Source organism: Nocardioides sp. (genome assembly GCF_030149505.1).
Taxonomy (GTDB): domain Bacteria; phylum Actinomycetota; class Actinomycetes; order Propionibacteriales; family Nocardioidaceae; genus Nocardioides.
Genome location: NZ_JASBRN010000045.1, coordinates 204,934 through 225,989, shown reverse-complemented (window position 1 = coordinate 225,989; position 21,056 = coordinate 204,934). Strand labels below are relative to the sequence as shown.

The 21,056-nt window shown below is 72.2% G+C and carries 21 protein-coding genes and 4 tRNA genes; 6 read left to right on the top strand and 19 right to left on the bottom strand.

Going from position 1 to position 21,056, the window contains the following annotated elements; all coding sequences use genetic code 11:
• Window positions 1-5: 5 nt before the first annotated feature.
• The 5 genes from Q1V71_RS09560 to Q1V71_RS09540 form a co-directional block, all read right to left on the bottom strand.
• Window positions 6-986, bottom strand: a complete 981-nt coding sequence (locus Q1V71_RS09560) for a diiron oxygenase (RefSeq protein ID WP_300643230.1) — start codon at window positions 984-986, stop codon at window positions 6-8.
• Between the two features lie 127 nt (window positions 987-1,113).
• The gene (locus tag Q1V71_RS09555) at window positions 1,114-2,145 is read right to left on the bottom strand and encodes a hypothetical protein (protein ID WP_300643228.1); all 1,032 of its coding nucleotides are present in this window, start codon (window positions 2,143-2,145) and stop codon (window positions 1,114-1,116) included.
• Window positions 2,146-2,160: 15 nt separating this feature from the next.
• Window positions 2,161-4,170 (bottom strand): threonine--tRNA ligase, encoded by a 2,010-nt coding sequence (thrS, locus tag Q1V71_RS09550; protein WP_300643226.1) that lies wholly within the window; start codon window positions 4,168-4,170, stop codon window positions 2,161-2,163.
• 130 nt (window positions 4,171-4,300) lie between these two features.
• Window positions 4,301-4,888 (bottom strand): hypothetical protein, encoded by a 588-nt coding sequence (locus tag Q1V71_RS09545; RefSeq protein ID WP_300643224.1) that lies wholly within the window; start codon window positions 4,886-4,888, stop codon window positions 4,301-4,303.
• Between the two features lie 139 nt (window positions 4,889-5,027).
• Window positions 5,028-5,099, bottom strand: a tRNA-Val gene (locus tag Q1V71_RS09540).
• Between the two features lie 138 nt (window positions 5,100-5,237).
• Here Q1V71_RS09540 and Q1V71_RS09535 point away from each other — a divergent pair.
• The gene (locus Q1V71_RS09535; protein ID WP_300643223.1) at window positions 5,238-5,696 is read left to right on the top strand and encodes an SsgA family sporulation/cell division regulator; all 459 of its coding nucleotides are present in this window, start codon (window positions 5,238-5,240) and stop codon (window positions 5,694-5,696) included.
• Between the two features lie 19 nt (window positions 5,697-5,715).
• Here the strand turns inward: Q1V71_RS09535 and Q1V71_RS09530 are convergent, their stop codons facing one another.
• Window positions 5,716-6,534, bottom strand: a complete 819-nt coding sequence (locus tag Q1V71_RS09530) for an aminotransferase class IV (RefSeq protein ID WP_300643221.1) — start codon at window positions 6,532-6,534, stop codon at window positions 5,716-5,718.
• Window positions 6,535-6,676: 142 nt separating this feature from the next.
• On the opposite strand from Q1V71_RS09530, the gene Q1V71_RS09525 reads away from it, so the two are divergent.
• The 3 genes from Q1V71_RS09525 (at window position 6,677) to Q1V71_RS09515 (ending at window position 6,951) form a co-directional block, all read left to right on the top strand.
• Window positions 6,677-6,749, top strand: a tRNA-Gly gene (locus Q1V71_RS09525).
• A 31-nt stretch (window positions 6,750-6,780) separates the two neighbouring features.
• Window positions 6,781-6,854 (top strand) — tRNA-Cys (locus tag Q1V71_RS09520).
• A gap of 22 nt (window positions 6,855-6,876) precedes the next feature.
• A tRNA-Val gene (locus Q1V71_RS09515) sits at window positions 6,877-6,951 on the top strand.
• 79 nt (window positions 6,952-7,030) lie between these two features.
• Here the strand turns inward: Q1V71_RS09515 and soxR are convergent.
• Entirely contained in the window at window positions 7,031-7,534 is a 504-nt protein-coding gene (gene soxR, locus Q1V71_RS09510; protein ID WP_300643220.1) for a redox-sensitive transcriptional activator SoxR, read from the bottom strand.
• Between the two features lie 39 nt (window positions 7,535-7,573).
• Between soxR and Q1V71_RS09505 the strand changes: the two genes are divergently transcribed.
• Entirely contained in the window at window positions 7,574-8,590 is a 1,017-nt protein-coding gene (locus Q1V71_RS09505) for a hypothetical protein (protein WP_300643218.1), read from the top strand.
• 49 nt (window positions 8,591-8,639) lie between these two features.
• Window positions 8,640-9,344, top strand: a complete 705-nt coding sequence (locus Q1V71_RS09500) for an HNH endonuclease family protein (protein ID WP_300643216.1) — start codon at window positions 8,640-8,642, stop codon at window positions 9,342-9,344.
• Here the strand turns inward: Q1V71_RS09500 and Q1V71_RS09495 are convergent.
• From Q1V71_RS09495 to Q1V71_RS09440, 12 genes are all read right to left on the bottom strand, one after another.
• Window positions 9,316-11,142 carry an amidohydrolase family protein gene (locus Q1V71_RS09495; RefSeq protein WP_300643215.1) on the bottom strand — a complete coding sequence of 609 codons (1,827 nt, stop codon included), beginning with the start codon at window positions 11,140-11,142 and terminating at the stop codon, window positions 9,316-9,318. The genes Q1V71_RS09500 and Q1V71_RS09495 overlap by 29 nt on opposite strands.
• A gap of 20 nt (window positions 11,143-11,162) precedes the next feature.
• Window positions 11,163-12,461: an alpha/beta hydrolase domain-containing protein gene (locus Q1V71_RS09490; RefSeq protein ID WP_300643213.1), complete on the bottom strand. Its 1,299-nt coding sequence runs from the start codon at window positions 12,459-12,461 to the stop codon at window positions 11,163-11,165.
• Entirely contained in the window at window positions 12,458-12,874 is a 417-nt protein-coding gene (locus tag Q1V71_RS09485; RefSeq protein WP_300643211.1) for a carboxymuconolactone decarboxylase family protein, read from the bottom strand. Before Q1V71_RS09485 ends, Q1V71_RS09490 begins: the two co-directional genes overlap by 4 nt.
• Complete coding sequence (locus Q1V71_RS09480) at window positions 12,871-13,782, bottom strand: NAD(P)-dependent oxidoreductase (RefSeq protein ID WP_300643209.1); 912 nt, start codon at window positions 13,780-13,782, stop codon at window positions 12,871-12,873. Before Q1V71_RS09480 ends, Q1V71_RS09485 begins: the two co-directional genes overlap by 4 nt.
• On the bottom strand, window positions 13,779-14,528 hold the full coding sequence (locus Q1V71_RS09475; protein WP_300643207.1) for an SDR family oxidoreductase: 750 nt from the start codon (window positions 14,526-14,528) through the stop codon (window positions 13,779-13,781). The genes Q1V71_RS09480 and Q1V71_RS09475 overlap by 4 nt, the downstream gene beginning before the upstream one ends.
• A gap of 132 nt (window positions 14,529-14,660) precedes the next feature.
• Complete coding sequence (locus tag Q1V71_RS09470; protein WP_300643206.1) at window positions 14,661-16,154, bottom strand: aldehyde dehydrogenase; 1,494 nt, start codon at window positions 16,152-16,154, stop codon at window positions 14,661-14,663.
• Window positions 16,151-16,795, bottom strand: coding sequence for a hypothetical protein (locus Q1V71_RS09465; RefSeq protein ID WP_300643204.1), 645 nt, complete (start codon window positions 16,793-16,795; stop codon window positions 16,151-16,153). Before Q1V71_RS09465 ends, Q1V71_RS09470 begins: the two co-directional genes overlap by 4 nt.
• The gene (locus tag Q1V71_RS09460) at window positions 16,792-17,037 is read right to left on the bottom strand and encodes a ferredoxin (protein ID WP_300643202.1); all 246 of its coding nucleotides are present in this window, start codon (window positions 17,035-17,037) and stop codon (window positions 16,792-16,794) included. The genes Q1V71_RS09465 and Q1V71_RS09460 overlap by 4 nt, the downstream gene beginning before the upstream one ends.
• Window positions 17,034-18,443 carry a cytochrome P450 gene (locus Q1V71_RS09455; RefSeq protein WP_300643200.1) on the bottom strand — a complete coding sequence of 470 codons (1,410 nt, stop codon included), beginning with the start codon at window positions 18,441-18,443 and terminating at the stop codon, window positions 17,034-17,036. Before Q1V71_RS09455 ends, Q1V71_RS09460 begins: the two co-directional genes overlap by 4 nt.
• Window positions 18,440-19,222, bottom strand: coding sequence for an SDR family oxidoreductase (locus tag Q1V71_RS09450; RefSeq protein ID WP_300643198.1), 783 nt, complete (start codon window positions 19,220-19,222; stop codon window positions 18,440-18,442). The genes Q1V71_RS09455 and Q1V71_RS09450 overlap by 4 nt, the downstream gene beginning before the upstream one ends.
• Before the next feature lies 1 nt (window position 19,223).
• Complete coding sequence (locus Q1V71_RS09445; RefSeq protein ID WP_300643196.1) at window positions 19,224-20,468, bottom strand: cytochrome P450; 1,245 nt, start codon at window positions 20,466-20,468, stop codon at window positions 19,224-19,226.
• Window positions 20,465-21,052 (bottom strand): TetR/AcrR family transcriptional regulator, encoded by a 588-nt coding sequence (locus tag Q1V71_RS09440; protein ID WP_300643195.1) that lies wholly within the window; start codon window positions 21,050-21,052, stop codon window positions 20,465-20,467. Before Q1V71_RS09440 ends, Q1V71_RS09445 begins: the two co-directional genes overlap by 4 nt.
• Between the last annotated feature and the right edge of the window lie 4 nt (window positions 21,053-21,056).

The following is a 21,056-nucleotide window of genomic DNA, read 5'->3' as shown; positions in this document are numbered from 1 at the left end:
CCCGGTCAGGCGGCCGCGGAGGCGGGCTCGCTGCGGAACCGCGAGGGACGGCCGTCGATGCCCATCGCACGCCACACGCGCTTGGAGGCGGGGTTCATCATCCCGGTGCTCTCGGCGAGCATCCGCACGTCACCGAAGAGGTCGCGCAGGAACTTCTGCGACTCCGGGGAGTCCCAGTAGACCTCCTTCATCACGTGCTTGGGGATGCCCATGTCCTTGCGCGCCTTCTTGCTCGGCACGAGGATCTCGTTGCACAGCCACTTCATGATGACCGGCACGAGCAGGCTCAGCACGAGCCGCTCGACGCGCTTGAGCCGCGGCGCCTTGTGCTCGAGGTACTGGTGGGCGAAGCCGATGTGGCGCGCCTCCTCCGCGACGTGGATCTGCATGATCCGCTGCAGCAGGGGGTGCATGTCATTGCCCGCCCGCAGGATCGACTTCTGCACGTGGTCGATCGGCTCCTCGCCGGCGAGCACGCCGTAGAAGAAGCCGAACGGGACCCACTTGGCCGCCAGGGGCAGGAACGGCGCGACGGCACGGAACAGCAGCGAGCCGCCGTGGACGGGCTGGCCGGAGCGGTTCACGAACTCCTGGAACATCTGGGTGTGGTGGCACTCCTCGGTCGCCTCGTGCGTGGAGTAGCGGAACTCCGCGGAGCCGTTGGGCAGCGAGAAGGCGTAGTTCATCAGCCCGGCGATGAGGATCTGCTCGAACTGCAGGCCGACCTTGGTGACGTTGGCCTGGCGGTAGAGCCCGATCCGGATCTGCTCGGTCTGCGGCAGCGACTGGTACCACTCGGTGCGACCCAGCACGTCGACCTTGGGCAGGATCCAGCGCGGGTCCTGGGGGTCGATGGCGTACGCCGGGTCGTCCCAAGCGATGTCCTTGAAGGCGTCGAAGTGCTGGTGCACGGAGGCCTCGGACAGGGTCTGCAGGCGCTGCTCGTAGGTCGGCGCGGCGGTGGGCAGCTGGGTCGGGATCTGCATCGCGGTCATCGTCACTCCGTGGCTCGGGACGTCGTCGTCGGGGCTGGGGGGTGGTGCGTGACGACCACGTTACTGCGACACGGCGTCCGTGTACATAGGTACGCGCGACATCGTGTCGCATTTATCGTTACCCGTCGGTAACCGCCGTCGCCGCGAAGTACCGCCCCAGGTCCCGAGAGACCCCCGGGCAGGTCAGGTTGAAGTCGCGGTCGTCCTCGAGCCACTGCCCCATCACCGGCTCGCCACCCTGGATCGACCACTCCGGACCGCAGCGCGCCAGCGCCTCCTCCCGACCGCTCTCCCCCGCGGCCCGCCACTCCGGGACCCCGAGCGCGAGGTCGCCCACGATCTGCTCCCAGAGGTACGGCGTGGAGTAGACCCCCACGCGGTAGCCGGCGTCCTCGTAGCCGCGCCGGCTCCCCTCGACCACTGCCGCGTTCGCCACCGGGTCCGCGGACCACTCGAAGAGCGCCACCGGCTCGACGTCGAGCCACACGAAGGGCGTCTCCAGTCCGGCCGCGCGCATCGAGCGGATGTTGTAGAGCGCCTGCTGGTAGCCGATGTTGCGCAGCGCCCCCAGCGCGGTGGCCCCGTCGAAGGGCCCGTCGTCGCCGAAGCGCTCCAGTGCCGCGCGGTCGGGGTAGCTCAGGACGGCGTACGCCGAGATCAGCAGGCCGCGCTCGCGCACCCACGCGACCTGGTCGGCCAGGCAGGGGTTGGGGTAGAACCCGGGCCCGTTGGTGAGCCCGACGACGACGTACTCGGCGGAGGGAAGGGGCATGGGCAGGCCCAGCGTGCGCCGCTGCGGGATGCCGAGGCCGGGCGGGCACTGCGGCCACGACACGTCCCCACCGAGCACGGGGCTGCCGTCGCGCGCGGGGACGGCAGGCCGCTTCCCCGCGAGACCTTCGGCCAACGCGGCGAGGTCGCGCATGGCCTCGACGTCGGCCAGCGCGAGCCCGTCAGCCCCGACCCGGCCCTCGTCGGCGTCCTCCCCGATCGCGGGGAAGGGTGCGGGCGCGCCGGAGGGCCGCTCGGTCGCCGTCACCTCCGGGAGCGTCGCGTCCTCGGCTCCGCCGCCGCACGCCGAGAGCGCCAGCAGCAGGACCAGCAGCAGACCCACCCGCACGCTGGTCGAGGTGCGAGCGGAGCGAGCCACGAGACCCGCCCCGCCTCAGACCTGCTCGCGCGACGCGACCGCCGCGACGACGCGCTCGATGGCCTCCTCGACGGGCACGCCGTTGTCCTGGCGACCGTCGCGGTAGCGGAACGACACGGCACCGGCCGCGACGTCCTCGCCGCCGGCGATCATCATGAACGGCACCTTCTGCAGCTGGGCGTTGCGGATCTTCTTCTGGAAGCGGTCGTCGGACTCGTCGACCTCGACCCGGATCCCGCGCGCCCGTAGCTGGGCGGCCACCTGGTGGAGGTGGTCCCCGAAGGTGTCGGCGACGGGGATCCCGACGACCTGGACCGGGGCCAGCCACGGGGGGAAGGCACCGGCGTAGTGCTCGACGAGCACGCCCATGAACCGCTCGATCGAGCCGAACTTGGCCGAGTGGATCATCACCGGCTGCTGCCGGCTGCCGTCGGCGGCGACGTACTCGAGGTTGAAGCGGTCGGGCGAGGGCTGGTTGAAGTCGTACTGCACCGTGCCCATCTGCCAGGTGCGGCCGATGGCGTCCTTGGCCTGCACGGAGATCTTGGGGCCGTAGTAGGCCGCGCCACCCGGGTCGGGAACGAGGTCGAGGCCCGTCGCGAGGGCGACGTCCTCGAGCACCTTGGTCGCGACGGCCCAGTCCTCGTCGCTGCCGATGAACTTGTCCTTGGACTCGTCGCGTGTGGAGAGCTCGAGGTAGAAGTCGTCGATGCCGAAGTCGCGCAGCAGGCTGAGCATGAAGTTGAGCAGGTGCTCCACCTCGGCCGGCGCCTGCTCCGGGGTGACGTAGGAGTGCGAGTCGTCCTGGGCGAACCCGCGGACACGGGTGAGCCCGTGGATGACGCCGGACTTCTCGTGGCGGTACACCGAGCCGAACTCGAAGAGCCGCAGCGGCAGCTCGCGGTAGGAGCGCTGGCGCGAGCGGAAGATCAGGTTGTGCATCGGGCAGTTCATCGCCTTGAGGCGGTAGTCCATGCCGTCGACGTCGAACGCGGGGTACATCCCCTCGCCGTAGTACGGCAGGTGGCCCGAGGTGTAGAAGAGCCCCTCCTTGGCGATGTGCGGGGTGCCGACGTACTCGAAGCCCTCCTCGATGTGGCGCTCGCGGACGTAGTCCTCCATGGCCCGCTTGATCACGCCGCCCTTGGGGTGGAAGACCGGCAGCCCCGAGCCGATCTCGTCGGGGAAGCTGAACAGGTCGAGCTCGCGCCCCAGCTTGCGGTGGTCGCGGCGCTCGGCCTCCTCGATCCGGTGCAGGTGCGCCTCGAGCGCTTCCTTGGACTCCCAGGCGGTGCCGTAGATGCGCTGGAGCTGCTTGTTCTTCTCGTTGCCGCGCCAGTACGCCGCCGCGGACCGCATCAGCTTGAAGGCGGGAATCCGCTTGGTGGTCGGCAGGTGCGGGCCGCGGCACAGGTCGGACCAGGCCACCTCGCCGTTGCGGCGCACGTTGTCGTAGATCGTCAGCTCGCCGGCGCCGACCTCGGCGCTCGCACCCTCTGCGATCTCCTGGGCGGCGTCCTCGGCGTTGCCGGCGCCCTTGAGCCCGATCAGCTCGATCTTGTAGGGCTCGTCCTGCAGCTCGTCGATCGCGTCGGCATCGGTGGTGACCCGGCGCTCGAAGCGCTGGCCCTCCTTGATGATCTTGCGCATCGCGGTCTCGATCTTGGCGAGGTCCTCCGGCACGAAGGGGGTCTCGACGTCGAAGTCGTAGTAGAAGCCGTCGGTGATCGGCGGTCCGATGCCGAGCTTGGCCTCGGGGTAGAGCTGCTGGACGGCCTGGGCCATCACGTGCGCGCAGGAGTGGCGCAGGATGTCGTGGCCGTCCTTGCTGTCGATCGGCACGGACTCGACCTCGTCGCCCTCGGCCAGGACGTAGGAGAGGTCCTTCAGGCTCTTCTCCTGACCGGGGGCGCCGACGCGGGCCGCCACCACCTCGGTGTCCTCCGCGAACAGTTCCCACGCCTTCGTGCCCGTGGTGACCGTCCGGTCCTGACGCTCCCCGGCGTGGACGCGGACGATGCTCATCTCGGACACGGTGGTGCTCCTCTGCTGCTCGGTTCCCCGGTCGGGGGCGTCCGAGCAGGGTATCGAGCGGCCGCAGCGCCACCCCACCCGATATCGGGTCGGTCGCGCCGGGCCGCAGGAGCGGTGCGGGTCAGCCGCGCTCGACAGCCTCGGTCACGGCGTACGCCGACTGCTCGGTCGGGTAGCGGTCCTTCGGACCCAGCCCGGTCGCCGACACCTCGGCCCGGTCGCCGTTGAGCCGCTCGCGCAGCGTGATCGTCACGGTGCCGGCCTCGAGGTCCCAGTCGGCGCCGGCGTCCTTGACCTTGCCGCTCATCTCGGCGCTGCCGTCGCTCCACACCCCGCGCACGACCGGCTCGTCCCCGACGAGGGTGGTCTCGATCGCCACGCGCACGTCGCGGGTCTGCCAGCGGTAGAGCACCAGCAGCCGGTCGCTGGCGACCAGCTCCGGCACCTGCAGCGTCATCGTGAGCGCGTCGGCGTCGAAGGCCAGGTCCAGCCCCTCGACCACCGCAGGGTCCGGGTCCACGGACGGCTCGGCGCTGGGCTCGGACGTGGTCTCCGGCTGCTCGGTGGGCTCCCCGGACGCCGTGGGCGAGGCGCCGGCCGAGTCGGTCGCCACCTCGGTGCTGGGGACCGCGCTCTCGGAGCCGCACGCGGAGAGCACTGCCAGGAGGCTCACGGTGGCGACGGCGTACGGCAGTCGGGTGCGGCGCATGCGTCCACCATGGCAGCAAATGCACGGAGCCGCACGCCTCTCGGTGTGCGGCTCTTCTGTGGGCGATACTGGGTTCGAACCAGTGACCTCTTCGGTGCGACCGGCAGAGCCGCGCTACCACTCAGGTGCCAAGCAACGGTGGGCGATACTGGGTTCGAACCAGTGACCTCTTCGGTGTGAACGAAGCGCGCTACCACTGCGCCAATCGCCCGTGCGGTGGCCGACTGTAGCGCATGGCGCACCCCTGCTCCGCATCGGCGTCGAGCACCTGGAAAAACTCTGCAGGAATCCGCGTCATGGGCCGATCGGAAGGACGTCTCCCCTCCAGAGACGACTTCCAGGAGGACCCATGCCGAACTACCCCGACCCCACCCACGGCCACCTGACCGGCCCGGTGTCGGTGCTGGTCTCCGAGGTGCGCATGGTCTCCCTGGAGGTCCCCGGCGAGCGCGGCCGCGAGGTGCCGGTCTCGCTGACCTACGACCCCCAGGACCCGTACGCCGTCGCGCTGGTGTTCCACACCGCCGAGGGCGACGTGACCTGGATGGTCGCCCGCGAGCTGCTGGTCGTGGGGGCCGGCAGCCCGATCGGCGACGGCGACGTCATGGTCTGGCCGGCCCTCACCACCGAGCTGGAGGACGCGGTGGTCATCCGCCTCCAGGCCCCGGGCGGGCGGCTGGTGCTGCGGCTCGGCATGGCCGAGCTCGACGACTTCCTGGCCCGCACGCTCGCGCTGGTGCCGCTCGGCACCGAGTCCGACCACCTGGACCTGGACGCGCTGGTCGCCGACCTGCTCCAGGGCGCCTGAGCCCCGGCAGCCCTCACCCTCAGAAGCCCTCGGGCTCCCTGAGCGCCCACGTGCGTGCGGCCTCGAGGGTGACCGGCCCGGGCTGGCCCCACGTCCGGCCGTCCCACCGCAGCACGGGCTGCACGTCACGGGTGGTCGAGACCAGGAAGACCTCCGAGGCGCCGGCGGCCACCTCGGCCAGCGGCGCGTCGACCTCGACTCCCCCGCACCACTCGAGCACCAGCGCGCGGGTCACCCCGGCCAGGCAGCCGCTGGCCAGCGTGGGGGTCCGCAGCTCGCCGTCCACCACGTAGAAGACGTTGGAGCCGGTGCCCTCGCACAGGTCGCCGACCGTGTTGGCCAGCAGCGCCTCGTCGGCACCCTGCCGCTGGGCGTGGGCCAGGGCGATGACGTTCTCGGCGTACGACGTCGTCTTGAGCCCCGCGGTCGCGCCGCGCTCGTTGCGGGGCCAGGGCACCGTGACGACCGCCGCGGACGGTGCCGCCGGCGCCATCGGCACCGCGACCACCATGACGGTCTGGCCCTCGTCCCCGCGGCCCGAGCCCAGGGGCGCGGGCCCTCCGGTGACGGTGATCCGCAGCCGACCGAGCGGCAGGTGCTCGACGGCCAGCACGGCCCGCACGCCCTCCTCGACCAGCGGCCGGTCCGGCGCCTCGAGACCGAGGCCGAGGGCGCTGCGCTCGAGCCGGTCCAGGTGCGGGCCGAGGGCGAACGGACGACCGTCGACGACCTTGACCGACTCGAACACGCCGTCGCCGACGGTGAGGCCGTGGTCGGTGACGCGGACCGCCGCGGCGGTCGGGTCGAGGAGCAGGGAACCGTCCACCCAGGCGTGCATGGCGGTCACTGTAAGCCGCTGGTCAGGGGCCTGTTCCCGGTCCCGTCAGGGGGCCGAAACGCCGTGGTGACCCGGATTTGGCGCGGTCTGGGCCATGGGCTACTGTTTCCGTCGTTCGCCGGGGGCAACTCCGGGGAAGCAAGCGGACGTAGCTCAGTTGGTAGAGCGCAACCTTGCCAAGGTTGAGGTCGCGAGTTCGAGCCTCGTCGTCCGCTCGGAGAGGTCTCTCCATTGTTTGGCCTCCGCGGTGGGTTGGCCGAGAGGCGAGGCAACGGACTGCAAATCCGTGTACACGGGTTCAAATCCCGTACCCACCTCCAGCCCCACCACAACTCAAGACCCGGGCGATTGGCGCAGCGGTAGCGCGCTTCCTTGACACGGAAGAGGTCACTGGTTCAAACCCAGTATCGCCCACCAGCAGCAGGGCCTCGGTCGTTCCGACCGGGGCCCTGGTTCGTTCGTCGACGGTGCGACCCACCTGGCGACGCGTCCTGGCTCATGGGTGCGAGGGCGACAAACCACCGCTGACGTCGCCGGCACGCTGCCATCGGACAGGCCCAGTGCCGCGCGCCGCCAAGGAGTCGTCGGTGTTGTAGAGCGCGCACGCGCTCAGGGAGAGGCACCCGCACCCGATGCAAGTGTCGAGGGAGTCGCGGAGGCGCTCGAGCTGCAGGATCCGCTCGTCGAGCTGCGCGCGCCAGCGTTGCGAGAGCCGCGCCCAGTCCGCCTTCGTCGGCGTCCTCGACGCCGGCAGGGAGTCCAGGGCTGCGCGGATCTCGGACAGGGAGATGCCCACGCCCTGCGACGCCCGGACGAACGCGACCCGGCGCAGGACGTCCCGGTGGTAGCGGCGCTGGTTACCCGGGGTGCGCGTGCTCTCGACCAGCCCCTCGCGCTCGTAGAAGTGGAGGGTCGAGACGCTGACCCCCGTCCGCGCGGCGGCCTCGCCGGGCGTCAGGGGGCGACGTCGTGCCTCGACGTGGGTGCGCTCGGGCGGCATGCTTGACCTTAACCTCACTTGAGGTTGTTGCATGCTCGCATGACCCTCGACGCGATCGACGACGCCTATGCCCGACTGGCCACCACGGGACCGGAGTTCGACGGCTGGCTGAGCAACCATGGCCCGATGGCCGCCGAGGCCCTGGCGCGTCATGACACCGACGTCGACCTCTCCTCCTGGCTCGACCGCTACACGAGGAGGCTGGAGCCTACGCCCGGGCCCTCGGCCCGGATCGACGACTGGGCCGCAGCCCTTGGCGACCCGCGTCGGCTCGGGGACTGGCTGGGGTGGTTCGAGGAGGAGGCGGCCACGCGTCCATGGACCGACGTGCTGGGCGCCTGGTGGCCCCGGCTCGTCCCCGGCATCGCAGCCGGGGCGACGCACGGGGTGATCCGGGTCGGCCACGCGGTCCGCGTCCTGCGCGAGCTGGGCGAGACCCCGGAGCGGGTCGCCGAGCTCGGACGCGGACTCGCCTACTGGTCGGCCCGCTGGCAACCCGTGCCGGGGGCCACCGGGCCGAGGGGCCGCCTCGACGCGGCCACGGCGATCTCGGCGCTGCCCGCCATCACGCCGCAGACCGGAGGTATCCAGAAGCGGCTGCGCCGACTGGCGGTCCTGGACGGCTGGGCGGCGGCGCAGAGCGCGATCGCGCCCTCCGCCGATGCCGAGCAGTTCCTGCGTGACCTGGTCATCGCCGCGGTCCGTCGCTACGCGACCCACGCCCACGGCAACCCGGTCATGCTCGTCCACGCCGCCACGGCCCCCAACGCGGTCCTGCGCACCCTGCCGTCATTGGCGCCGGGCCTGTGGGCCGGCAGCGTGGAGGCGGCGTGGTCGGCGTCAGCCGCCATCGTGGCGGCCTATGCGCCGAGCAGCGGCCGTCAGGTACCTCCGTGGAGGAGCGAGCCGGCAGTGCTGTTCGACCGGGCGGCGCACCACGGCGACGAGCACGTCATCAAGCTCGCCGACACCGCGCTGGACGCCTATGCCTGGAGCGGCGACGTCGACACGCTGAGGGCGGTGGAGACCGCCATCGCGCTGATCGATCCCCTGTGATGCTGGCGAGCCGTCGGCTTGTGTCGGTACGCCGTGGGACGCTGCGCCGGTGACCCGACATGCCCGCGGAGCCCGGCGGAGCCTGGTGTGCCTGGCGCTCGCCGTTGGGCTGTCCGGCTGTGCCGTCCCGGCCACCGACGGTACGCCGCCGGCGGACCCGATCCCCGTGCGCGAGCTCTCCCCCGCCGACGCGCGCGACGCCCTGGCGGCCCTGAGACGCACCGACCGTGACCCGAGCGGACCGGCGTACGACCGCGAGGCGTTCGGACCGGCGTGGTCCGACGTGGACGGCAACGGGTGCAACCAGCGCGACGACGTGCTGCTGCGCGACGCCGTGCCGGGCAGCACGACCACGACGCGGCAGGGCGGCTGCGCCCACGACGTGCTCGCGGGGACCTGGGTCGACCCCTACACCGGGGCGCGGCTGGTGATGACCGACATGAAGGATCCTGCGCAGGCTCAGGCCGTGCAGATCGACCACGTCGTGCCGCTGGCCGAGGCGTGGCGCTCGGGCGCGAGCGGCTGGAGCGCCGGGCGGCGCGAGGCGTTCGCCAACGACCTGGGAGTGCTGGCCGCCTCCGACGGCGCGGTCAACGCCGCGAAGGGCGACGACGACCCTGCTGCATGGCTCCCCCGCGCCCGCTTCCAGTGCGCCTACGTGCTGCGCTGGGTGGCGGTGAAGCAGGCCTGGGACCTCGCGGTCGACGACTCCGAGGACGCCGCGCTCAGGCGGGTGCTGGCGCAGTGCCCCTGACCGGCTCGGGGACCGGGGACGAGGTGGCCGGGGCAGCCGTCGGCTGACCCACGCGCAGGAACGACCCGGTGCGCTGCCGCCCGACGATGTCGGTCGGCTCGCCGTCGCGGACGACCACCTGCCCGCCGACCATCACCAGCGGCACCGCGGCGTCGTTGCGGTTGACCATCCGGCGCAGCCCGCCGTAGATCTCCACCGGGGCCTCGTGGTACTCCTCCAGCGAGTTGTCGAGGTGGGCCGGGTCGACGACGAGCACGTCGGCGCGGTCGCCGACCCGCAGGTGCCCGGCGTCGATGCCGTAGAAGTCCGCGAGCTCGCCGGTGAGCCGGTGCACGGCCTGGGCCACGGTGAGGAAGGGCCGACCGGCGACCTCGGCGTCGTGGACGTGCTTGAGCAGCCGCAGCCCGAAGTTGTAGAAGGCCATGTTGCGCAGGTGGGCGCCGGCGTCGGAGAAGCCCATCTGCACGTGCGGGCTCTGCGCCATCCGCTGAAGGACCTTCGGCCGGTGGTTGGAGATGGTGGTGCGCCAGCGCACGGCCGTGCCGTGCTCGAGCACGAGGTCGAGGAAGGCGTCGACCGGGTGCAGGCCGCCGCGCTCGAGCCCGACCTGGCCGAAGGACTTGCCCACCACCGAGGCGTCGGGGCAAGAGACGATCTCGGCGTCGAAGAAGTCGCGGTGCCACACCCGCGGGCCGTACTTCGACTCGTAGTCCTTGCGGAAGGCGCGGCGGTACTCCTCGGAGCGGAACAGCTCCTCGCGCGCGGCCTGCTCCTGCAGGTGCAGCGCGGTGGCCCCGGAACCGAACTCCTCGAAGATCACCAGGTCGATGCCGTCGGCGTACACCTCGAACGGCACGGGCAGGTGCTGCCAGCGGAAGTCGGCACCGAGCCGGTTGACCACGCCGCCGAGCAGGTTCATCAGGTGGATGACGAACGGGATGGCCTTGATGTCGGCGGCCGAGAGCAGGCTCGTGCGCAGGGCGGGCTGCTTGCCCCAGCCGATCGAGCCGAGCGCTTGGGTGACGATCGTGTGCGGGTGGCTGGCGTCAGGCCCGGCCTGGAGCACCCGGCCGCGGCGGCGCAGCAGCGAGCGGAGCGGGCGCATCTCGCGGCGCTTGGCGTAGGTCGAGGGCAGCGTCCGCGAGCGGCACAGGTCGCCGTCGAGCTTGTCGAAGAGCAGCTGCTGGGCCGACATGCCCACGAAACCGGCGTCGAGGGCGTCGGCGAGCATCCGCTCCATCCGCTTGACCTCCGAGCGGCTGGGCCGCACCTCCTTGCGGGTCGCGCGGTCCAGGCCCATGACCGCGGCCCGGATGTCGGAGTGGCCGACGAACGCCGCGAGGTTGGGGCCGAGCGCGCGGCGCTCCAGCGCGGCGACGTACTCCCCCGGGCCGTCCCAGCCCTCGCCGGCGTCGCGCAGCCGCTGCAGCGCGCCGATGACGTGCTCGCGGGGGATCGCCTCGACCCTGCCGAAGAGGTCACCGGCGTCGACCGGGTCGACGTGGACGGTGGAGAGCGAGCAGGAGCCGAGCAGCAGCGTCGTGATGCCGTGCCGCAGCGACTCCGAGAGCCCCGGGCCCTCGAGCACCTCCACGTCGTAGTGGGTGTGGATGTCGACCATGCCCGGCATCACCCACCGACCTGTCGCGTCGACGACCTCGGTGCCGGGACCCGCCTCCAGCGGCTCCACGGAGACCTCGACCACGCGGCCGTCGCGGATGCCGAGGTCGCGGATCGAGGGTGCGGCGCCGGTCCCGTCGAACCAGAGGCCGCGGCGGATGACGGTGTCGTAGCTCACAAGAGAATTCAAGAGGTGTCCTAGGGGTCGGTCAAGAGCTCCGGCACAGATTCTGACAGGAGGGCCTGCCTGTCCTCGGGCAGCGCGAAGTCGGCAGCGACCATCGCGTCGGTCGCCGCCTCGTACGCCGCGACGTACTCGGCCCGGCTCGGCCACCGCTGCGCGAGCAGCTCGGGAGGCACCGGGGTGGTCGACCCGAAGAGCTGGCAGATGAGCGAGGCACCCGCGGGCGCCGAGCCGCTCAGCCGCTGGACCGCAGCGTCCACGGCCGGAGTGCGGACGCCACCGAGGGTGTTGCCGAGGGTGTCGACGACGTACGCCTCCTCGCCCGCACCCCCGCTGACCTGCAAGAACTCCGCGGACGGTGGCACGACTCCCTCGCGGGCCCACCGCTCGAGCGCCCGCAGCCCCGCGCGCAGGACGTAGACCTGCTGGCCGCGGTTGACCGGGGTCGGGCAGCCGAGGAAGTCCTCGAAGGCGTCGATCTGGAACTTGTCGGCGTGGGCGGTGCCGGCGACCTCCCAGGTGCGCAGCAGCGGCCCGTCCGGCTGACGGGCGGGGAGCGAGCGCATCCGCCCGAGCACGTCGGTCTCGGTCTGGACCACCAGGGTCGGGACCAGGTCGTCGGGCAGCGGTGCGGGCGCCTGGGACAGCACCTCGGCCATCGTGTGCTGCACCCCGGACGGCTCGACCGGCGGCAGCGCGCCGGCCCGCGAGTGCACGAGGTAGCCCCCGAAGGGCGAGCGCGGGCCGTGCACGGAGACCAGGTGCCGCGAGAGCAGGCAGGCCGACTGCGACTCCCCCACCGCCAACACGAGGTCGGCACCGACGAGCCCGGCGACCGCGCGGGCGACCTGCTCGTAGACGTCGTGGCACCAGGCGTCACCGGGGTGCGCGAGCCCGCCGTACCGCTCGGGGTCCGCCCCGACCAGTCCCGGGCTGCCTGCACCGCTGCCGTCGCCGACGGCGACCGAGGCCTGACCGCCCATCACCCCGACGTACTGCGCGGAGATCCCGGCCCAGGCGTGGCCCGAGCGCAGCAGCTCCTCGGCGAGGTAGGTCCAGTCCGGCGCCGCCTCGGCGCCGGAGGAGACGTTGAGCCACTCCGCGCACAGGGTGCCGCTCGCCTGCCCTGCGGGCGGGCGCCGGACCAGCACCCGGACGGCGTACGCCGCCTCGCGACCGCCCGGCGAGGTCGCGACGCCGGACGCGACGTGCTCGGTCTCGGTCCAGCCGCGCGCGGCGAGGTCGACCGGCGGTCGGGCCCCGTGCAGCCGGTGGTCGCCCGGCGGCAGAGGTGCCAGGGAGGCGGCGCTCACCCCGGCTCGTGCCCAGCCGCTGCGGCCCGGGCGCGCTCGGCCTTGCCGATGGCGTCCTCGACGACGGCGTTGAGCTTCGCGCCGTCGGGCCAGCCGGCGTAGTGGCAGACCATGATCACGACCTCCCGCAGGGCCGCGTCGTCGAGCTCGCCGTTGGCCAGGGCGGCCGGCACCTGGATGCCGAGCACGTCGGCGTACCCCTTGCCGGCGAGCAGGCCGATGAGCAGCAGCCGGCGGTCGCGGTCGGAGAGGCCGGGGCGCTGCCAGACGTCACCGAAGAGGTGGTCGGCGGTGTAGCGGAAGAAGTCGCCCTCGCCGTCGGACATGTCGAAGCCGTAGACCTGCTCCATCTTCTCCAGGCCGCGGCGGCGGGTCTCGGGCAGGTGGTCGAACTTGCCGGGCTGGTCGGTCACGGGTGCTCCTTCTCGGTGTCGTCGGCGGGGTGCTCGGCCGGGTGGTCGGAGAGCAGGGCCGAGTGCGGCATGCCCAGCCCGGGGGCCAGCCGCTCGAGCGCGAGCCGGGCCAGCGGGACGTCGACGCCGAGCTCGTCGGCCAGCGACGTGGCGAAGGTGAGGTCCTTCTCCCCCAGCGCGACGACGTGCTCGAAGACCCCGAACCAGAAGTCGTCCGCGGCGATGGGCGCGGTGGTCTCGCGGTGCATGATCGCGCCCGGCCCGCCAGTGATCGCGTCGGTGTGGCGGACGACGTCGCCGAGCGCGCGCAGGTCCAGGCCGGCGGCCTCGGCCAGCCGCTGGGCCTCGGTCGCGGCGGTGAAGGCCACGAAGTGCATGAGGTTGCGGGCGAGCTTGAAGCGGGTCCCGGCACCGATCGGTCCGGCGTGCACCACCTTGCTGCTCATCGCCGCGAGCACCGGGTGGGCGGCCGCGAAGGCGTCGTCGGTGCCCCCGACGAGGATCGCCAGGGTGCCGGCGGCCGCGCCCATGCCGCCACCCGAGACGGGCGCGTCCAGCACGCGCACCCCGTGCCGGGCCGCGGTGACCTCGAGCGCCCGCGGGGTGTCCGGTGCCACGGTGGAGTGCACCACGACGGTCAGCCGGTCGCCCGCGACGCCCAGGACCTGCCCCATGACGTCGCGCACCTGCTCGTCGTCGCGCACCATCACGCAGAGCACGTCGCAGTCGGCAGCCAGCCCGGCCACCGACCCGGCCACCCGCGCGCCAGCGGCAGCCAGCTCCTCCAGGGGCTCGGGCGCGACGTCGTACACCCCGAGGTCGAGGCCGTCGGCCGCGGCGAGCCGCAGCGCCATCGGCTTGCCGATGTTGCCCAGGCCGACGAAGCCGACCCGCAGACCCGCGCTCACAGCCGGAAGGTCTGGCCGCCGTCGACGGCCAGGATCTGCCCGGTCACCCACGAGGCCTCGTCGGAGAGCAGGTAGAGGCAGGCGCCGACCATGTCCTCGACCCGGCCCATCCGCTTGAGCGCGAGGCTGTTGCGCACGATGTCCTTGGCGGCGTCGCCGGCCTGCACCCGCGTGGCCTCGGTGTCGGTGGGCCCGGGAGCGATGGCGTTGACCCGGATGCGCATGCCGCCGAGCTCGTGGGCCAGCTGCTGGGTCAAGCCGTTCACGCCGACCTTGGCCAGGCCGTAGAACCCGGAGTAGAGGTAGGCCGCGGTCGACGACTGGTTGACGATCGCCCCGCCACCACGCTGCTGCATGGAGGGGTAGACCGCGCGGGTCATCACCAGCGCGCCGTCCATGTTCACGCTCATGAACTTCCGGTAGTAATCCCAGTCGACGCTGATCAGCAGGTCGAAGGCCATCTCGCCGTAGATCGCGGCGTTGTTGACCAGCAGGTCGATCCCGCCGTACGCCGCGGTGACGGCCTCGACCATGGCGGCCGCGGACTCGTGGCTGCTCACGTCGGTGCGCACGAACATCGCCGTGCCGCCGTCGGCCTCGACCTGCTTGGCCACCTGCTCGCCGGCCTCGGCGTTGAGGTCGGCGACGACCACCCTCGCGCCCTCGGCGGCGAGCGCCTTGGCGTAGGCCTCGCCGATGCCCTGGGCCGCGCCGGTGACGACGGCGACCTTGTCCTGGAATCTCATGCTCGTCTTCTCTCTCATCTGCCTGTTGTCGCCGTTCCTAGGTACGTCACGCGGTCTCGACACGCCGTCGCGACCTCGTGCCTCGGTCGCGGGCTTGCTCGACCCGCTCGCCTGTTTCCCGCTTGAGCAAGCTCAAGCGGGAAACGCGAGCGTCTTCGTCTCGAGGTACTCCTCGAAGCCGGCCACGCCCATCTCGCGGCCCAGGCCGGACTGCTTGTAGCCGCCGAAGGGGGCATCCGGGCTGAACCAGACCCCGCCGTTGACGGAGACGGTGCCGGTGCGGATGCGGCGGGCCACGGCTGCGGCCCGCTCGGGGTCTCCGGCGGTGACGGACCCGGAGAGGCCGAAGTCGGACTCGTTGGCGATCCGCACGGCGTCGTCGTCCCCGTCGTGCGGGATGACGACCAGGACCGGCCCGAAGATCTCCTCCTGGGCCAGCCGGCTGGTGTTGTCCAGGCCCGCGACGACGGTCGGCTCGATCCACCAGCCGCCGGCGAGCTCGCCGTCCTTCTCCTGCACGTGGCCACCGGTGGCGAACGTCCCGCCCTCCTCCTCGGCGAGGCGGAGGTAGGCCTCGACCCGGTCGCGCTGCACCCGGGAGATCACCGGACCGCAGATCGCTCCCTCGTCGGCCGGGTCGGCGGTGCCGATCGCGGCCATCGTGTCCGCGGCCGCCTGCACGGCGACGTCGTACTGCTCGCGCGGCACCACGAGCCGGGTCGTGAGCGCGCAGCCCTGGCCGGCGTGGATGCAGACGGTGAAGGCGGTGCCCGCAGCGGCCGAGGCCACGTCGGCGTCGTCGAGCACGATCGCCGCCGACTTGCCCCCGAGCTCGAGGAAGACCTTCTTCAGCGTCGGCGCGGCGGCGGCCATGATCGCCCGTCCGGTCGCGGTGGACCCGGTGAAGGAGACCATGTCGACGCGGGGGTCGGACGTCAGCCGGGCGGCGACCTCGTTGGACCGTGGGGTGACGACGTTGAGCACCCCGGCGGGTATGTCGGTGCGCTCGGCGACGAGGCGCCCCAGCTCCGCGGCCACCCACGGGGTGTCCGGCGCGGGCTTCAGCACGACCGTGCAGCCGGCGGCCAGGGCCGGGCCGATCTTGGCCAGGTTGATCTGGGTCGGGACGTTCCACGGCGAGATGGCAGCGACCACCCCGACCGGCTCGCGGCGCACGGTGCGACGCGTCGGGATGCCCATGGGGGCGGCCTCGCCCAGGTCGGTCTCGAACTCGTAGCCCTCGAGCAGGTCCGTGACCCACTTCAGCCCCTCCACCGGCACGTCGAAGCCGGCCGCCATCATCATGAAGCCGGGCATGCCGACCTCGGCGGTGGTGAGGGTCTTGAACTCCTCGGCCTCCTCCAGCAGCGCCGCGTGCAGCTGCCGCAGGCACCGCACGCGCAGGTCGCGGTCGGTGGCCCAGTCGGACTCGTCGAAGGCCCGCCGTGCGGCCGCGATCGCCGCGTCGACGTCCTCGGCGGTGCTGTCGGGGGCCACGCCGATCTGCAGCCCGGTGGCCGGGTCCGCGATGGGGTACGTCGCTGCGTCGGACGCACCGCTGAGCTTGCCGTCCACCAGCTGCTGCGGCGCGGGCAGCGTGATGGCCAGGCGCTCCGCGCGGCTCACGCGCCGGCCCCGGTCGTGGCCTCGGGCCCGGTGGGGACCTGGGTGACGTACTCCCCCGCCTCGACCGGCGGCGGCCAGACGGTGGAAGGGAGGTCGGCGAGGTGGTAGTGCCCGGGCACCTCGTGCCCGAACACCGACATCCGCTTCAGCAGCGGCTCCGGCGCCTTGCCCGACTCCAGGATCTGCATGAACGTGTGGGTGGTCGACGGCATGTCGAACCAGTCGCGCTGCCAGGCGATCATCAGCTTGCCCTCGTCGGGGCCGGGGCCCTGCCGCTCCACGCCGAACCAGGACCCGCCGATGCCGAGGATCTCGAACTCCTGGCCGGAGTCGTCGAGGATGCCCGAGCGCTGCTTCCAGAAGCCGACGACCATGCCCTTGGCCTCGTCCATCACGGCACAGACGTAGTCGTAGTGCCAGCCGTCGAAGCCGTCCATCTCGATGCCGATGGCCCAGTCGCGGATCTGGTCGCGGCCCACGGCCATGAAGTGCTCGTCGTGGCTGTACATCCAGCCGTAGTTGGCGTCCTCGGCGTAGGACTCCGCGAGCACCCGCCAGTCGCCGGTGCGCTCGGCCTCGCGGTTCACCGCGAGCCACCCCTCCCAGAACTCCTCGAGCTCGGCGCGGGTGATGGTGCTCATCGGTCCTCCTCGGACATGGGGTCAGGGGTGGGGTCGGGTGCGGGGTCGACGATCGTGAGGGCGAAGGCCGGGCAGTACCGCACGGCTGCCTCGACCTGGGGCCGCAACGACTCGTCGGGGTGGGGCTCGAGGACCTCGACGACATCGGCGGCCTCGTCGAAGCCGAAGACGGTCGGCGCCTCGGCCTGGCACATCTGGTGGCCCTGGCAGATGTCCAGGTCGGCCACCACGCGCATGGTCATCGCGCGGAGCCCGTCGCACGGCGCCGGTAGCGGGCGCGGCAGGGTCGCTGGAGCTGGATGACCATCTTGGAGTAGTCGTCGCGGTAGGTCTCGCTGGGCTGGACGAGCTCGAACTCGAAGTCACGCAGCAGCACCGAGAAGATCGCCTTGATCTGCATCATCGCGAACGCGTTGCCCACGCAGCGGTGCTTGCCGGCGCCGAAGGGGATCCAGGTCCAGCGGTTCTGCAGGTCCTCCTGCCTCCCATCGAGGTAGCGGCTCGGGTCGAACCGCTCGGGGTCGGGGAAGTCCTCGGCGAGCCGGTTCGACACCCGCGGCGAGGAGGCGACGATCGTCCCGGGCGGGATGGTGCGCCCGGCCAGCTCGATCTCCTCCTGGACCAGGCGCATGAGGATGATCAGCGGCGGGTGCAGGCGCAGGGTCTCCTTGATCACCGACTCGAGCCGCGGGATCGAGCGCAGCGCCTGGAAGGAGATCTCGACCTTCGTGTCGTCGCCCGGGTCGGCGTACAGCTCGTCGAGCTCGGCGACGACCTCGGCCATCTGGTCCGGGTGCCGCATCAGCTCGATCAGGGTCCACGCCGAGGTGCCGGACGAGGTGTGGTGGCCGGCGAAGAGCATGGAGATGAAGACGCCGGTGATGTAGTCGGCGCTCATGTCCAGCGAGATCAGCACGTCGAGCAGGTCCCGCTCCTCCCGGGCGACGGTGCCTCGCGCTCGGCGCCGGTCGATGATCCCCTGCACGAGCTCGACGAGCACCGCTCGGGAGCGGTCGCGGACCTCGAAGGACTCCACGCCCTCCATGTAGGCGTCGACGTAGGCCAGCGCGTCGGTGCCTCGCTCCAGGCCGTGGTAGGCCTCGGCGAACCGGGCGTCGATCTCCTCGCGGAACGGCAGACCCACCAGGCAGGCGGCGGTGTTGTAGATCGTGAGCTCGGCGAAGAAGTCGAGCAGGTCGACCTCGCCCTCGTCACCCCACCCCGCGACCATCCGGATGATCTCGTTCTCGATGGTGCGGGCGTGCCCGCGCATCTGGTCACCGCGCAGCGCCTGGTTCTTCAGCGCCTGCTGGCGCTCCTCGGGAGAGGCGTCGAAGACCACGCCCTCCCCGAAGATCGGCGTCATGAAGGGGTACGCCGCCGCCTGGTCCAGCGTGGTGTCCGGCGCCTTGAAGAACTGCTCGTTGACCTCGGCGCCGGTGACCAGCACGACGTCCTTGTCCGCCAGCCGGAACCGGCCGATCTCCCCGCACTCGGCGTGCACGCGCTCCAGCAGCGCGACCGGGTCGGTGCGCAGCTCGGCCAGGTGCCCCCAGCCGTCCTCGTCGGGGATCGCGAAGGAGACCTCCGGGATCGCCTCGATGGCGGCCGGCCGCTGGTGCGGCGGACGCTCGTGGGTGGTCGTCACATGTCCTCCACTGGGGCTTCGGGCGAGACCTCGACGAGGTTGAGGTGGACCCCGCGAGGGGCGTCGAGGATGGCGCGGATGGCATCGGCGTGCGGCTGGGGCTGCAGGAAGTGCGGGTGCCGGGCGTGGCCGAAACGGCCCCAGGCGTCGAGGACCTTGGCGGCCTCGGCGGGGTCCCAGTCCATGCCCATCTCGCTCCAGGTGGGGCCGGGCCGCACGATCGAGACGCGGACGCCGGTGCCCTCCAGCTCCATCTGCATGGCGTGGGCCAGGCCCTCGAGGCCCCACTTGCCGGCAGTGTAGGCACCCATGAAGGGGCGGGCGCGCACGGCGACGTCGCTGGAGAGGACCACGAGGTCCCCGCGGCGGCGCTCGACCATGCCGGGCACGAAGGCCCGGACCAGCCGGTGGGTGCCGACGACGTTGACCTCGAGCTCACGGGAGATCCGGTCGCTGTCGACCTCGTGGATCGTGCCCGGGGCCAGCTGCGCAGCGCCGGAGACGACCGCCTCGACCTCGCCGAGGTCGGCCACGACCTTGGCCGCGAACTCCTCCACCGAGTCGGTGGAGGCGACGTCGAGCCGGTGCCCGACCGCCTCGCCGCCGGCGTCGCGGACCTGCTGGACGAGCTCGGTGAGCTTCTCCTCGCGCCGGGCGCCCAGCGCCACGGGGTAGCCCGCGGCCGCCAGGGTGAGCGCCGTGGCGGCACCGATGCCCGAGGAGGCACCGGTCACGACGACGGGCCGCCGCTCGGGCCGTGCGTACTTCTCGCGACCCACCTCAGCGCGCCCCGGCTCGGGGGGTGACGGTGATCGGCAGCCGCGCGAAGCCGCGCACGTTGGCGGAGTAGAAGCGCACCGACCGGTCGTGGTGGACCTCGAGGTCGGACACGCGGTCGACCAGGGCCCGCAGGACCAGGCGCGCCTCGAGCCGGGCGAGGTTGGCACCGAGGCAGAAGTGCCGGCCGCCGCCGAAGCTGACGTGCTCGGCGAGCTCGGCCGGGCTGCGGTGCACGTCGAAGCGGTCGGGGTCGGTGAAGACCCGGTCGTCGTGGTTGGCCGCGCCCAGGGCCAGCAGGAGCTTGCTGCCGGCCGGCGCGGTCACCCCGTGAAGGGACAGGTCGCGGGTCACCAGCCGGGCGACGTACTGGGTCGAGGCGTCGTAGCGCAGCGTCTCCTCCACCCACGGGTCCACGAGCGGACCGGTCGGGTCGCAGAGCACCTCGCGCAGCTGCTCGGGCTCTCCGGAGAGGTGGTGGAGGGCGTTGCCCAGCAGCTTGGTCGTGGTCTCGTTGCCGGCCACGACCATGAGGAAGAGGAAGGCCGTGATCTCGGCGTCGGTCATGCGGCCCGACTCGTCCTCGGCGTTGAGCAGCGCGCTGGTGAGGTCGTCGGAGGGACGGCGGCGCCGCTCGGCGAGCATGTCGGCGTAGTAGGCGAAGAGGGTCATGCTGGCCTCGATGCCGGCGGGGGGCACGTCGCGCAGCCCGTCCTCGCGGTGGACCAGCAGGTCCGAGAGCCGCCGCACCTCGGCGCGGTCGGACTCCGGGACGCCCATCATGTCGCTGATGACGTCCATGGGGATCCGCCCGGCCACGTCGGTGATCCAGTCCAGGGAGGGACCGCGCTCCAGCGCCGCGTCGAGGTACGCCGCGGTGAGCCTCTCCACGGTCGGCGCGAGCTCCCGCACCCGTCGGGGGGTGAAGGCGCGCGAGACGAGCCGGCGCAGCCGGGTCGCCTCGGGGGCGTCCATCGCCAGGAAGGACATCACCAGGTGGGCGTGCTCGTTCCAGGCGCTCGCGTCGAGGGTGACGCCCATCCGGTTCGAGAAGCCCTCGTCGTCCCGGGTGGCGCGGTGCACGTCGGCGTGCCTGCTCAGGACCCAGTAGTCGTGCTCGACGTTGTGGAACAGCGGCGCCTCGTCGCGCAGCAGGCGGTACCACGGCAGCGGGTCGTCCTGCACCGCGTGCTCGTAGATGTCGAAGCCGGCGACGTCGCGCGCGGTCGGCTCGTGGGTCAGCGTCACAGGTGGCCCTCCATGATGGCGGCGACGACGGGGTCGAGGCGGTCGGCGAGGTCGGTGTAGGCGATCAGTCCCATCCCGCTCTGGAGCAGGGCTCCCGAGAAGGCCATGACGAGCGCCTCGAGCACCGGTCCGACCCGGTCCTCGGGGACGTCGTCACCGATGGCGGCGGCGAAGCGGGCGAGGAACTCACCGCCGATGCGCAGGCGGAGTCGCTCGACGTCGGGGTCGGAGCTCAGCAGCGCCGGGGTGACGGCCGCGGCGAGCTCGGGCGCCGCCGCCAGGCGCTCGCACAGCGACCGGGTGGTCGAGCGCAGGCGGGCCAGCGCGTCCGTGCCGGTCGGCTCGGGCCGCTCGGCGTCGAGGTAGCGCCAGAAGAGCTCGGCGAAGAGGTGGTTCTTGCTCGCGACGTAGGTGTACGCCGTCGCAGGCGAGACCCCCGCCCGGGCCGCCACCGTGCGCACGGTGAGGGCCTCGTGGCCGACCGCCCTCAGCTCCTCCCCACCGGCCTCGAGCAGACGCTCCAGGGTCTCGGCGCGGCGGCCGTCGACGACCTGCCGCGCGACGATGGACACTTGACTGGACACGTGT

What these genes read in the sequence shown, in the direction of transcription:
- Q1V71_RS09560 (WP_300643230.1), bottom strand. Translation starts at nt 986, where the DNA reads ATGCAGATCCCGACCCAGCTGCCCACCGCCGCGCCGACCTACGAGCAG.
- thrS (WP_300643226.1), bottom strand. Translation starts at nt 4,170, where the DNA reads ATGAGCATCGTCCGCGTCCACGCCGGGGAGCGTCAGGACCGGACGGTC.
- Q1V71_RS09545 (WP_300643224.1), bottom strand. Translation starts at nt 4,888, where the DNA reads ATGCGCCGCACCCGACTGCCGTACGCCGTCGCCACCGTGAGCCTCCTG.
- Q1V71_RS09535 (WP_300643223.1), top strand. Translation starts at nt 5,238, where the DNA reads ATGCCGAACTACCCCGACCCCACCCACGGCCACCTGACCGGCCCGGTG.
- Q1V71_RS09530 (WP_300643221.1), bottom strand. Translation starts at nt 6,534, where the DNA reads ATGCACGCCTGGGTGGACGGTTCCCTGCTCCTCGACCCGACCGCCGCG.
- soxR (WP_300643220.1), bottom strand. Translation starts at nt 7,534, where the DNA reads ATGCCGCCCGAGCGCACCCACGTCGAGGCACGACGTCGCCCCCTGACG.
- Q1V71_RS09505 (WP_300643218.1), top strand. Translation starts at nt 7,574, where the DNA reads ATGACCCTCGACGCGATCGACGACGCCTATGCCCGACTGGCCACCACG.
- Q1V71_RS09475 (WP_300643207.1), bottom strand. Translation starts at nt 14,528, where the DNA reads ATGAGATTCCAGGACAAGGTCGCCGTCGTCACCGGCGCGGCCCAGGGC.
- Q1V71_RS09465 (WP_300643204.1), bottom strand. Translation starts at nt 16,795, where the DNA reads ATGAGCACCATCACCCGCGCCGAGCTCGAGGAGTTCTGGGAGGGGTGG.
- Q1V71_RS09460 (WP_300643202.1), bottom strand. Translation starts at nt 17,037, where the DNA reads ATGACCATGCGCGTGGTGGCCGACCTGGACATCTGCCAGGGCCACCAG.